This window comes from Flavobacterium aurantiibacter (genome assembly GCF_002251775.1).
GTDB lineage: Bacteria > Bacteroidota > Bacteroidia > Flavobacteriales > Flavobacteriaceae > Flavobacterium > Flavobacterium aurantiibacter.
Window position 1 is genome coordinate 1 of record NZ_NOXX01000167.1, and the last position, 13190, is coordinate 13190.

13 protein-coding genes are annotated in these 13190 nt (G+C 39.3%); 5 read left to right on the forward strand and 8 right to left on the reverse strand.

Annotated features, from left to right (window positions below; translation table 11 throughout):
* Positions 1-33: 33 nt before the first annotated feature.
* The 3 genes from CHX27_RS04640 to xerD all read right to left on the reverse strand — a co-directional run bounded on the left by CHX27_RS04640 (position 34) and on the right by xerD (position 3042).
* A complete protein-coding gene (locus CHX27_RS04640; RefSeq protein WP_133063416.1) occupies positions 34-1458 on the reverse strand; it encodes a sensor histidine kinase in 1425 nt (474 codons plus the stop codon).
* Positions 1459-1671: 213 nt separating this feature from the next.
* Positions 1672-2085, reverse strand: a complete 414-nt coding sequence (locus CHX27_RS04645; protein ID WP_094485599.1) for a hypothetical protein — start codon at positions 2083-2085, stop codon at positions 1672-1674.
* Between the two features lie 57 nt (positions 2086-2142).
* On the reverse strand, positions 2143-3042 hold the full coding sequence (gene xerD / locus CHX27_RS04650; RefSeq protein WP_094485600.1) for a site-specific tyrosine recombinase XerD: 900 nt from the start codon (positions 3040-3042) through the stop codon (positions 2143-2145).
* Positions 3043-3153: 111 nt separating this feature from the next.
* On the opposite strand from xerD, the gene CHX27_RS04655 reads away from it, so the two are divergent.
* A complete protein-coding gene (locus CHX27_RS04655; RefSeq protein WP_094485601.1) occupies positions 3154-3768 on the forward strand; it encodes a porin family protein in 615 nt (204 codons plus the stop codon).
* Between the two features lie 232 nt (positions 3769-4000).
* Here CHX27_RS04655 and CHX27_RS04660 read toward each other — a convergent pair whose 3' ends face one another.
* Positions 4001-4564 (reverse strand): outer membrane beta-barrel protein, encoded by a 564-nt coding sequence (locus tag CHX27_RS04660; protein ID WP_094485602.1) that lies wholly within the window; start codon positions 4562-4564, stop codon positions 4001-4003.
* A 180-nt stretch (positions 4565-4744) separates the two neighbouring features.
* Here CHX27_RS04660 and CHX27_RS04665 point away from each other — a divergent pair, with 180 nt between their 5' ends.
* The 3 genes from CHX27_RS04665 to CHX27_RS04675 all read left to right on the forward strand — a co-directional run bounded on the left by CHX27_RS04665 (position 4745) and on the right by CHX27_RS04675 (position 8274).
* A complete protein-coding gene (locus CHX27_RS04665) occupies positions 4745-5272 on the forward strand; it encodes a porin family protein (protein ID WP_094485603.1) in 528 nt (175 codons plus the stop codon).
* Between the two features lie 84 nt (positions 5273-5356).
* Entirely contained in the window at positions 5357-5779 is a 423-nt protein-coding gene (gene aroQ, locus CHX27_RS04670) for a type II 3-dehydroquinate dehydratase (RefSeq protein WP_094485604.1), read from the forward strand.
* Between the two features lie 11 nt (positions 5780-5790).
* Complete coding sequence (locus CHX27_RS04675; protein WP_094485605.1) at positions 5791-8274, forward strand: DUF5686 and carboxypeptidase regulatory-like domain-containing protein; 2484 nt, start codon at positions 5791-5793, stop codon at positions 8272-8274.
* 634 nt (positions 8275-8908) lie between these two features.
* On the opposite strand, the gene CHX27_RS04685 is transcribed toward CHX27_RS04675, so the two are convergent.
* From CHX27_RS04685 to CHX27_RS04700, 4 genes are all read right to left on the reverse strand, one after another.
* Positions 8909-9853 (reverse strand): hypothetical protein, encoded by a 945-nt coding sequence (locus tag CHX27_RS04685; protein WP_094485607.1) that lies wholly within the window; start codon positions 9851-9853, stop codon positions 8909-8911.
* A gap of 189 nt (positions 9854-10042) precedes the next feature.
* A complete protein-coding gene (gene murA / locus CHX27_RS04690) occupies positions 10043-11353 on the reverse strand; it encodes a UDP-N-acetylglucosamine 1-carboxyvinyltransferase (RefSeq protein WP_094485608.1) in 1311 nt (436 codons plus the stop codon).
* 4 nt (positions 11354-11357) lie between these two features.
* Positions 11358-12053, reverse strand: coding sequence for a DUF4290 domain-containing protein (locus CHX27_RS04695; RefSeq protein WP_094485609.1), 696 nt, complete (start codon positions 12051-12053; stop codon positions 11358-11360).
* Positions 12054-12055: 2 nt separating this feature from the next.
* Complete coding sequence (locus CHX27_RS04700; protein ID WP_094485610.1) at positions 12056-12340, reverse strand: DUF493 family protein; 285 nt, start codon at positions 12338-12340, stop codon at positions 12056-12058.
* A 309-nt stretch (positions 12341-12649) separates the two neighbouring features.
* On the opposite strand from CHX27_RS04700, the gene CHX27_RS04705 reads away from it, so the two are divergent.
* Entirely contained in the window at positions 12650-13189 is a 540-nt protein-coding gene (locus CHX27_RS04705) for an AAA family ATPase (protein ID WP_094485611.1), read from the forward strand.
* Position 13190: the final 1 nt, after the last annotated feature.

The following is a 13190-nucleotide window of genomic DNA, read 5'->3' on the forward strand; positions in this document are numbered from 1 at the left end:
CAGGTATAAATATACGGAATATATTTGGATAACTCAATAAATTTTAAACTCCGTCCCTACATTAACCTCACTGTTCACTTTAACCGTTCCTCCCATGGCTTCAATCTGATTCTTAGACATAAACAGTCCCAAACCTCGTGAATTCGGATGCTTATGGAAGGTTTTATACATTCCAAAGATACTGTTCTGATGCAATTTCAAATCGATTCCTAAGCCATTATCTTTAATCGAAAGAACGCTTTTTCCATCTTCATAACTTAGTTCGTATCTAATCAAGGGCTTGCGATTTGGGTGTGAATATTTGACTGCATTAGTGGAAAAATTCAGCAAAATACTCTCTAGATAAGCCGGATTATACAGTACTGTGAAGTCGTTTGGAATATTAACAACATATTCAACTTCGTGTTTAGCAAACTCTTCGCTTAGTAAGGCAATCATTTTATGTACATACTCTGCCAGATTTAGATGGCGTCTGATCGGCTTTAAGTCGGAATGTATGTCGACCAATGCTTTCAGATTATCGATTGTTTGGGAAAGCTCGCGCGAATTTGACCGCAAAAACATCAAACTTTGATTGCGAATTTCCTCATCGGTTTCTTCGTCATACAAATCGAGCAGCATTTCAAAATTACCGGCGTAACTGCGCAAATTGTGAGAAACGATGTGTGCAAAATTTAGCAATCGTTTATTTTGTTCGCTGAGTATTTCTAAAGTTTTCTTAAGCTCTTCTTCTTGCTTGATTCGAAAACTGAAATCGGTGTGCGTTCCAATTACGCGTTTCGGTTTTCCAGCGGAATCGCGAAATACGATTTTCCCGCGACTTAAAATCCATTTATAATGCTCGTTGAAGTCCATAATACGCTGTAAATTCTCATAAAACGGCGTAGCTCCCTCGAAATGTCTGTCGATATCGTTTTGATACGTTTCGCGATCGTCGGGATGCAGTCGGCTATCCCAAAACGTTCGTTGTAATACCACGTCTTTTTCTTCAAATCCGAGCATTTTCATGGATTGGGAAGAAAAGAAAACTGTGTCTGAAAGTACATCCCAATCCCAAATTCCTTCCGACGAAGCTTCCAAAGCAAATTGATAGCGTTCTTCTGAAATTTTCAACTTTAAAGCTTGAATGCGTTGCGTGGTGTTATCGTTTACGCGGCCGTAAAATTGATAGCAATCGTTCGCATCACGTTCTACGGTAGCGCGAATGCGAAAATACCGAAGGCCTTTGATGGGCAAACGACTGCGAAACTCGAAATTCCAGGGCTGTAAGGTTTTTTTGGACTCAGCTAGGGAGTCGAAAAAGCCGGGTAAATCTTCGTCTATAATCTTTAACCCAAGAAGTTCGTTTACATACAAATCTTCCTCATCTTTAGTGAGTTCAAAATGTTCGTAAACGGCGTCGCTGAGAAATGGAAAAGTAATACGACCGTCTGGATGAGCAGTCATCTGAAAAATCAAATCCGGAATTTGCGACAATAGCTTACTTAAAAAAGCTTCGCGCTAATCGCGGAACATTTCTTCGGATTGCCGAAATTCAGACATTTATTGTATATCGTTTACTTATTCGCGCAAATAAACAAAAAAAGTTCTCGATGATACAGCTATATCCTTAATTTTCTGTAAATATGTTGCTGATTTGATTTAAACTTAAGTTTAGTTTTTTGAGAAAAATCATTTTTTTACGCGCTCCAGTAAACCCGCGCGTTGAAGCGCTAATAACGCTTCATCTTCGGTTAATTCACCTTCTTTTTTTTGTATATGAAGGTCGAATTTTTCAAATTCACCCACTTTAATTCGGAATTTACTGTCGAGTGGCTCGCCCTTAAGAATTAATCCAACTGTACGGTCTATTCTACCGTTCTTTACTTTAACTTCATTCCACGAAACGTAATACACGCTATTTCTGAAATCAAAAAAACTGCGGGGTGATACAGTAATGGTAACTCCGCTTGCCAAAACTATCTTTTTTTGTCCGTTAGCAGAGTCGTTCTTTCCTTTCAAAACAAAAATCACAGCCGAGAGAATTAAAACAAAGAAAACAATCGCTACTGCTATTCCAAAAAAGCTTTTAGAAGTACGTGCCATATTTTTTTTATAAAAATAGTTAACTTATAAAAAGTTATTAAAAAACAGAAGTTAAATTTATTTTCTCGGATGAAAGGCTTCGATTGTTTTTTTAAGATGACTTCGATCGACGTGTACGTAAATTTCGGTAGTAGTAATAGATTCGTGTCCGAGCATCAATTGAATAGCGCGCAAATCGGCACCATTTTCGAGTAAATGAGTGGCAAAGGAGTGGCGAAGTGTGTGCGGACTTATCACTTTCTTTATACCTGCGCGGTCGGCGGCTTGTCTGATGATCGTGAAAATCATGGCACGCGTTAGTCGTTTACCTCGACGATTCAAGAACAAGATATCTTCATCTCCTTTTGCAGCGATCATATGTTTTCGTATGGTTTCAATGTAAATACGAATAAACTTATAAGTGGCATCGGCTAATGGAATGTAGCGTTGCTTATCGCCTTTTCCGACTACACGAATAAAACCTTCTTGTGGAAATAAATCGGACATTCGTAGCGTAACCGCTTCGCTAACACGCAAGCCGCAACCGTACAGCGTTTCGAGTATGGCAACATTTCGTTGGCCTTCGGCAGTACTTCGATCGATAGCGTTCACCAGATTATTAACATCGGTTAGCGATAAAGTTTCGGGCAGTTTCCGTCCCAATTTCGGCGCTTCGATGAGTTGCATCGGCGAATCTTTTCGGTATTCTTCGAAAACAAGAAAATTAAAGAAGTTTTTCAAGGCTGAAATCAACCGCGCCTGACTGCGGGCATTAATTTGTGGCGCCATGTGGTAAAGAAAGGCCTCTAAATCGGCAGCTTCGATTGCTACTGGCGAAATATTCATGTTGTTTTGTTCGAGATAGCGCGTCAGTTTTTCGAGATCGAAACGGTAATTCACAAGCGTGTTGGCGCTAAGCCCACGTTCGATCCGTAGATAATCGGTGTACGATTTTATGTAGGAAGCCCAATTAGTCATGCAGCGAAGCTAGTAAATCGTTCGGAAATTGTACAATTCTTTTCGTAAATGACATAAAGCGGCAACTCAGTACTGCCGATACCTTTGTCGAGTAATCTTAAAATTGCAATTATGAAAAGTTTAAAAATCTTAGGAACAATGGCATTCGCAGTATTTGTACAGTCGGCAATTGCCCAAGACAGTACTACTCCGAGCTCGTCGTTTAATTTTGGTGTAAAAGGCGGATTAAATTACGCAACTGTAACGGGAGACGATTTCGACTCACCTGATGCTCGAACTAGTTTTCACGTAGGTGCACTCGCGGAGTTTCCAATCACAAGTCGTTTTGCATTACAAGTTGAAGCCGTGTATTCGAGTCAAGGTTTTGAATCTGAATTTGATGGTTTTGGTGGTGGGTCAAACGACAAAATTGAGTATCAATTAGACTATATTAACGTACCGGTATTGGCAAAGATTTATCTGTTAAAAGGCTTATCTATTGAAGCGGGACCGCAATTTGGTTTTAAAGCAAATGAGGAAATTGATACCGATCCGAACAACAATCCAGGGGATTTTGAAATTGATGAAGCGGCCGATTACGACTTTTCTGTTGTAGGTGGCTTAACCTTCAAATCGGATGCAGGTTTTTTCCTTTACGGAAGATATAATTACGGATTAACAGACATCATAGAAGATGTAGATGTTAAAAACTCGGTACTTCAAGTGGGCGTAGGTTTTCAATTTTAGTACAGACCGATTTTGGGGAAACGATTGCTGCGTTAAGGATTGCAGCGGAAATAAAGTGCCGTACTTTTTGGAAAATGCCGGAAGTTTTACGGGCGACAGCGAAAGCCGGTAAAGCGACAGGCATTTGCAAAAAGTACAAACGATATTGCAGCGAAAAGCCTGCTCGAACGCCCAAAAAAAGGCAAAAAAAAGACGATCAAACGATCGTCTTTTCTTTTAAGATAAGATTCGATTAGAATCTGTAATTTAAGCCAAAAGTTAGGTTTGTAGCATCTAAACCAAGTTGGAATGTGTCGGTTGACTCAGCTCCATCTGCATCTGGTTTGATAGTAGAATAACCTAATACACCTACAGTAGCCTCAATTGAGAAGTTTTTCGCTAAGAAATAGTTAATACCTGGTGCAATTCCGATATTGAAACCATTCGACTTTGCATCAGCAATTTCGATGCTGTTGTAACCTGCAGCTGCCTCTACGAAGAAAGAGAAGTTTGCAGCTGGGGTTGTGTAGTAGCGACCAAAACCACTGAAAGTAAGAGTGTTGCTGTCGATATCTGCTCCTGTAGTTTCATCTGTAATGGTAGACGTACCGTAACCGACACGAGCACCCACAGCGATGTTCTCACTTACGAAATAGCCTACAGCAGGAGCTATAAACAATTCATCGTTTTTCAGATCTCCAATTTTCTCTGTAGAGTAACCCAAAGAACCTGTCAAGAACAAATCTCCTTTAGCAAAACCAACTTGATCTTGTGCGTTTGCAAACGAAACTGCGGCAAGCGCAATAACGCTAAAAATATTTTTTTTCTTTTTTGTTTAGTTTTTTTAGTTACACAAATTTATAGGCTTGAGAAGTTTGCTCAAATCGGCACACAAAAACACTTATTAACAAGGTTATCAACATATTTCCTTGATGAATTTTTAACAGATTTTCGACAATTCTTTTAATATTTTTGAACAACCATAAAAAAAATCGTTATGAAAAAACTGTACTTAATTATTTTACTTGCTTTTATACCATTAATGCAAGCGCAAACTTTAGGGATTGGAATTAAAGCTGGAGCAAATTACAGCGATATAAAGAGCGATAATTTCAAATCAAGCCCCATCGCATCCTATTACTTCGGAGGTTTTGTTGAAGTGAGTTTATTTGAAAACCTCAGCATTCAGCCCGAAGTTTTGTATTCGTCGCAGGGAGCCTCTATAGATGGCGGTGACGACATAAATTTGGATTACATCAATGTACCTGTGCTTGCTAAATTTTATTTGACGTCAAAAACCTTCAGTATAGAAGCTGGGCCTCAATTCGGTTTTTTAGTGAACGACAACATTGGAAATGCGTTTGAAACAGAATCATTTGATTTTGCAGCTGTGGGCGGACTTGGATATAATATAACCGACAACATTTCGGTACACGCTCGTTATATTTTGGGGCTAACTGAAGCTTCTAAAGATGCTGAAGTCACCAACACTTCTGTTCAAGTTGGCATAGGCTTTAAATTCTAAACCCATTAAAATGTGTAACAAATTGAAAAAACCCGTAACTAACGGGTTTTTTTATGCATTTTTGAATTTCGAAAACACTCCCCAATGATATACATTATTAACGGCCCCAATTTAAATCTGCTTGGAACTCGAGAACCTGAGATTTACGGTTCAGAACAGTTCGAGCTGTTTTTCGAGAAGTTGCAACAGCAGTTTCCGGAAACAAAACTTGAATATCTCCAATCGAATATAGAGGGCGAATTAGTTAATTTCATTCAAGAAGCCGGAAAAAAAGCGACAGCTATTGTGATTAATGCTGCCGCCTATTCCCATACTTCTGTCGCAATAGCCGATGCCATAAAAGCAGTAGCGCTGCCCGCAATTGAAGTACACATATCTAATATTTATTCTCGAGAGTCGTTCCGACACCATTCGTATTTGAGTGCTGTCTGTATCGCCGTTATTTCTGGCTGCGGACTCGACGGCTATCGTTTAGCAATTGATCATCTTTCAAAAACACAACAATAATCATCAAAATCATGAAAAAACAAATCGCTCTACTCATCCTTCTGTTTTCTACGTTTGGTTTCGCACAGATTAAAGGTACTATAACCGAAAAATCGGGCGCTCCGCTTCCAGGCGTGAGTGTACTGGTGGAGGGTACCTATAACGGAACTTCTGCAAATGAACAGGGAAACTACTTCCTTCAAATAAGTAAACCAGGTAGCTACACTATTGTTTACCAATTACTTGGTTATAAAACACTAAAGAAAACTGTTCAAGTTTCTGACCAGGTTATCATCCAGAATGTCGTTATGGTTGAAGAGGAGCTGAACTTACAGGAAGTTGTGATTAATGCTAAAGAAAATCCGGCGGATAGAATGATACGCGAGGCTATTAAAGCACGTAAAAGCAATTCGGAACGCACCGCAAAATTTACAGCAGATTTTTACTCTCGTGGTATGTTCAAAATTAAAGATTTACCTAAAAAAATATTTGGGCAAGAAGTTGGAGATCTCGACGGTATGGTCGATTCTACCGGCAGCGGAATCATTTATCTCAGCGAAACAGTTTCTAAAATCGCATTCCAAAAGCCCGACCAACTAAAAGAAAACATCATTGCCTCAAAAGTAAGCGGCAACGATAACGGCTACAGCTACAACACGGCTCGAAGTACGTCGTACGATTTCTACGACAACACCATTCGTTTCGGAACTGCAATGATATCGCCAATTAGCAGCGAAGCGTTTAGCTACTACAAATACAAAATCGTAGGTAGTTTTCAAGATGAATCTAAACAGATGATTTACAAAATTCAAGTTAGCAGTAAGCGAGACAGCGAACCAACATTCGACGGTTTTATTTATATTGTCGATGATTCATACGCTATTTACGCTGTTGACCTGACCACAAAAGGCTACCGCATGCGCCAAGAGTTTATCGATAACCTTACGATAAAGCAACAATTTTCATTTAGTCAGGCAAATAATTTGTGGAGTAAAAACGTCCAATCGTTAGAATTCCAAGCAGGCGCCTTTGGAATTAAGTTCAATGGAAAATTTAGCTACGTTTATTCTAATTACGAATTTGAACTCCCAAATGACCGCAAATTATTTGGTAGAGAAATGGTTGTGGTAGAAAAAGAATCGAATAAAAAAGACGATGCGTACTGGAATCAGTTTCGACCCATCCCGCTTACCAATGAAGAAATGACGGATTACAAGAAAAAAGACAGTATTTCGACCGTCCGAAATTCGAAAACTTATCTTGACTCAGTCGACCGTAAACGCAACAAATTCAAACCATTCGACATCTTAACGGGTTATACTTACAGAAACTCTTACAAAAAGTATAGTTTCAGCTACGACGGCGTTGTATCTCCATTTAGCTACGGTTTCAACACTGTTCAAGGATATACCGTTAACAGCGGATTTGGGTTTGTAAAAGAACCAGAAAACGATGAATCGGGTCGATATATGTCCTTAAAACTAAATCTAAACTACGGTTTTGCAGAAGATCGACTGCGTTATACGCTGCGCTATTCACAATTTTTCAACCGAATTAATTATGACGCGCTTTTTATTGAGGCAGGCGTGGCTACAGAACAATTTAATAGCGCGCAACCCATCACGCCTTTGGTAAACATGGTGGCCACTTTATTCTTTAAAAACAACTTTATGAAACTCTACAACAGAGAGTTTGTTTCAGCATCATTTGGCCGATACCTAGCACCAGGCTTTTATGCTTCACTGAGATCAGAGTGGTCGCAAAGACGTGCGCTTCAAAACAATACAGATTACACCCTGATCAAAAATGACGATGCCTATCTTTCGAACAATCCGTTAAATCCAACAGATGATGCGCTTGCATTCGAACGACACAGCTTAGCGAAAGTCTCACTGGGAATGAGGTATAACTTCGGTGTGAAATATATAACACGTCCTGATAGCCGACTTCAAATCCGCGATTCCGATTATCCGACGCTTTTCTTCAATTATCTACACGCATTTGCAGGCAGCGATTCCAACTTCAATTATTCGCAAGTTTCTGGTCGTATTTTTTACGATCTTAATTTGGAAAACAAAGGAAATTTCGCAGTGAACCTTAAAGGCGGGAAGTTGTTTAATGCCAAAAATATTTCGTTCATCGACTACCAACACTTTAATGGCAACCAAACGAACGTAAATAGCGGCGGACGCTATCTGAACGTTTTCAATTTATTACCGTATTACGACGCAAGTACGAACGACAGTTACGCAGAATTTCATGCCGAATACGACGATGCTGGTTACTTCATCAATAAAATACCCTTGTTGAATTTACTCAAGACTAACTTAATCCTCGGAGCGCACCAATTAGCCGTTCCGGACCGCAAGCCGTATCAAGAATTTTCAATCGGTTTAGATAAACTTGGAATTGGGAAGTTTCGCCAACTACGTCTCGATTATGTGCGCTCGTACCAAGGCGGATTTGTCGGCGACGGTATCATATTTGGATTAAAATTTTTAGATTTCGTAGATTAAAAAAATGTGGCTGTGAAAAATGTATTCTTCCTATTTGCGTTTTTTATAGCCACTACTCTATTTGGTCAAAACGCGCTGCTTAAGAACGAATTACTTGCAGCGTATGATTTCGAAACAACCGAAGCTTACGCGGAAGCAAAAAAAGCGGATGATTTCTCTTGGAAGCATTCGCATTTATTTTGTGTCAACTAAGATTATTTGAATTTGAGGCAAGCTCTTGTTTATAGATAGTTTCTCATAGAATCAGCACCTTCACATGACCTAGAAAAGTTGAAAATTGATAATGAGATAAATTTTTAGGACGAACTCACTACAATTAAGAATAGATAACTTGAAGTTGACCTTAATTTTTTGTAAGAACGTACTAAGCAAAGGTTGCATCTTCGAGAATTGCAATTTATACACTCTTTGTAAGCTAAAAATATAGACGGTCATTTATCTCGTTGTATTCTTCGAGACACCTCGGTATACCAGAGAAAATACAGTGCTTATACTAATTAGTAAAGTGATTTCTGACATCGATTTTTACATCGAACTCATTTCAAATAAAAAATTCTTCTTACATACTGTCTGTCAAAAGACTAATAGTGAAGAAGAATTTTAAAAGTAGCTACAAAGGGATATTTTAACTCGCTTAGTTTCCTATGTTTACATTTAATGGCCCTACCCAAGCCGTATAAGTTCCATCAATACAACGTGTTCTTACGTAGAAATCGTATTCGGTATTTTGAACCAATGATAAATACGTAATTGTTGGCGAAGTACCTTGTTCAATTGCACTGGCGTTTGGAGATTGACCATTTACTACCAAATTATATTCGTAATTGTCTGAGTTCCCAACGTCTGTCCAGGTAAACTCAGCACCAACCGGTTCACCAAAAAAATTGTCTACAACACTGTAACCTACATTAGTAGGAGCCGTACATACATTTTGATTAGATTGAGAAAAATATGTATGCGGACCAACCCAATCGCTGAACTCTTGAGCGTTAGAACAAAAACTTCGGACATATAGATCGTAATACTGACCTGCTTGAAAAGTCAGATTATTTGTATAGGGAGTATTCACTGTAAAAATTGAACCCGACCCTAAGCTAAAGCCTTGAGTTCCGTATTGAACCTGATAAGAGGCAGCTCCTTCGGGAATAGTTGAATCCCAAAACAAATAACCTATTTCTGTTCGTAGATTTGATGGTTCATTACAGTAAGCTTGTATGATAATTGAAACTGCGTTAGAAGGAGCGGACAATGTATCATCAGAAACCGCATACAGCAGTAAAGTAACTGTCTCTCCAACTTGAAGATTTAGTGATTCTATCGAAATCGATGACGGATTCGAAAGTGTTGCCAAAGGAATTTCTTCTCCCGTAGGACTTACGCTGTAAAGGCTAGCCCCACTCACATTACCGAAAGTGGTATATTGAACGTTTAGTTTAGAGCCATCTTGAACAACACTAAAACTGCTAACTCCAAAGCTAGGTGCAGAATCTTCAGAACCAGAACATCCGGATAAAATCGTAACAAAAAGAACAATAGCCACTACTAAAGTACTTGTTCTTGACAAAGCTGGGGAAACCATAAAAATCAAATTAAAATCTATCTCATAATTCAAAAATAAAATAAAAAACTAACTAACAAAGAGATAGAATCTTTTCAAGCAAACATTAATACTAACTGTTTCCACCACTAAACCAAGTTTTCAAAAAGTTGTTAAATGTGAAACTAGCTTTTTGTATTGTTTAACAGCGAAAAACAACCGTTAAATCAATTACTCGCGCACTATTCTTGCTCCAATAGCTCGTAAACGTGCTTCGATATCTTCGTAGCCGCGATCAATTTGCTCGATATTTTGTATGGTACTCGTTCCCTTCGCCGATAAGGCAGCGATTAACAACGAAATTCCCGCACGAATATCCGGCGACGACATTGTAGTAGCTTTTAATTGCGATTTAAAATCGTGTCCGATAACAACCGCACGATGCGGGTCGCACAACATGATTTTCGCACCCATATCAATCAACTTATCTACAAAGAACAACCGGCTTTCAAACATTTTTTGGTGAATCAACACATCGCCTTTGGCTTGCGTGGCAACAACAAGAACGATACTCAATAAATCGGGCGTAAAGCCAGGCCAAGGTGCATCTGCTATCGTTAAAATAGAGCCGTCGATATCGGTTTTAACTTCGTAGCCGTTGGTATGTGCCGGAATGTAAATATCATCGCCACGACGCTCTAAAGTAATTCCGAGCTTACGGAACGTATTAGGTATAACACCTAAATTATCCCAACTTACGTTTTTAATGGTAATCTCACTTTTGGTCATCGCAGCCAAGCCGATCCACGAGCCAATTTCAATCATATCCGGAAGTATGCGGTGCGTACAACCTTTTAATTCGGAAACACCTTCAATGGTAAGCAAATTCGAACCGACACCGGTAATTTTTGCTCCCATAGAATTGAGCATCTTCGCTAACTGCTGCAAGTACGGTTCACAAGCCGCATTGTAAATGGTAGTTGTACCTTTCGCCAAAACAGCTGCCATAACAATGTTTGCTGTTCCGGTAACCGATGCCTCGTCTAGGAGCATGTACGTACCTGTTAAGCCATTCGGGGCTTCTACACCGTAAAAATGATCTTCGCGATTGTATCTGAAACTCGCTCCAAGATTTATAAAACCTTCGAAATGGGTATCTAAACGTCGACGTCCGATTTTATCGCCACCTGGTTTTGGAATGTATCCGCGACCAAAACGAGCTAAAAGCGGTCCAACAATCATGATCGAACCACGAAGCGAACCACCTTCTTTTTTAAAAGCTTCAGTTTCCAAATAGCCAACATTTACCTCATCGGCCTTGAAGGTAAACGAGCCTTTTCCGTGCTTGGTTATTTTAACACCCAAATTTCCCAACAATGTAATGAGCTTATTTACATCGATAATATCCGGAACATTATCGATCCGAACTTCTTCCGAAGTAAGTAAAACTGCACATAAAATTTGTAAAGCCTCGTTCTTGGCGCCTTGTGGCGTAATATCACCTTTTAAGGAATGTCCGCCTTCTATTTTGAAAACTCCCATTTAGCTATTGTTGTTTGCGATTTTTAAAATTCTTACCGTTTTTGTTTTTGTGTTTAGGCTGTCCGGTATACACCTTATTCGACATGCGTTGGTTGGTTTTGATTAGTTCGATAGCATGCACCAACTCTTCTTCGCCGCCTGTAAGATTTATCTTTCCGTCGGATAATTCATAGAGATGTTCGAAGATAACGTCGTCTTTAACAGTGTCTTTATTCCAACTTAAATACATCTTTTTCATGTGGTTGGCAATTACTTTCACCAACGCACTTTTCATTTCGCCTTCTTCCCAAGAGTTTGCTACATCGATCATGAATTTGATGTTATTTCCATAGAAGCGGTATTTGGGAAAATTCTGCGGATACGGCATAGGATCTGGACGCAATTGCAGTACTTCGCGACTCGGAACCGGATACGGCGAATCAACGTCGAGTTTAAAATCCGACATGATAAAAATCTGATCCCAAAGCTTGTGCTGGAAGTCGGGAACGTCGCGCAGATGCGGATTTAATGTTCCCATTACATTGATGATGTAGTTCGCTGCTTTATTGCGTTCGGCGCGATCTTCAATCTGCGTTGCTTGATCGATCAACTTTTGCAAATGACGTCCGTATTCGGGGATAATCAAATGCTGACGCTCCGAATTGTATTCTAAATGATGCACAACGTCGGCAGCATTCTCTTTGATGTAGGGTTTGTTCATACTTATAAAGATACGATTCCTTCGATATCGGAAACCTCGATGTATTTATCGATTATAGATTGCGAACTGGGCATGGTCACTGAAACCGAAACGCTGGTAAATTTCCCGGTTTTTGAGGTGTTGGTTTGAATAACGGCACCCATTAAATCGAAAGCCGACTCTACCCGCGCAATATTGTGATTACTTGTTGGAACAATGAATTTAAACAGATACGGCAGCGGATATGTAGCCCCGTTTTCAAGCTCCAACTTTAAACGTTTGTAAAATTCTTCTGTCTTACTATCCATGACATTAATAACGGCAAAGATACCAAAACTTAGGTGTAATCCTAAAGCAACTTTTATGTGTAAATACTATTAAATATTAACATTCAAATTATTGAAATACAGATATTTACAATTTAAAGATACTAGAATAACTTTCCATGCCTTCAGTTAAAAATGACATTCAGTTAGCTCAAAATGCATCCAAAAACAAAGAAGCGCCGTAAATGCTCGGAAAAGGCGCAAAGTTCTGTTTTGCAACAGAAAATTTCGCATTTAGAATGATTATGGAAAACAAAACAATGCAAATTTATACCTTTGCACTTATTGATTATGAAGACTAAACAAAAACTTATTGCGCTTGTTGGCGGACCCGGAAGTGGAAAAACTTCGGTATTAGAATCGCTCGAAAACCTCGGATTTACTTGCTATCAAGAAGTGTCGCGAGAAGTTACACTCGAGGCTCAAAAAGCAGGTATCGACCAATTGTGGATTGCCGAACCGCTGCACTTTAGCCGTATCCTTCTCGAAGGACGCATAAAACAGCACCACCAAGCACAGGAAGAACCAAAAAATGCGGTTATTTTCGACCGTGGTATACCCGATGTGCTAGCCTATTTGGATTACATCGGCGACCATTACCCAAAAGAATTTATCGATGCGTGTAATACCTACCGTTACGACCAAATTTTCTTTTTTCCGCCGTGGGAAGCTATTTACCGAAACGATAACGAACGCTACGAAAGTTATTCCGAAGCAAAAGAAATCGGCGAAATCTTGGTAAATACGTATGAACGTTTTGGTTACGAACTTCAAACTGTTCCTTTTGGAAGCATCGATGAACGTGTTGCATTTATCACCCAAAACAGCTGAA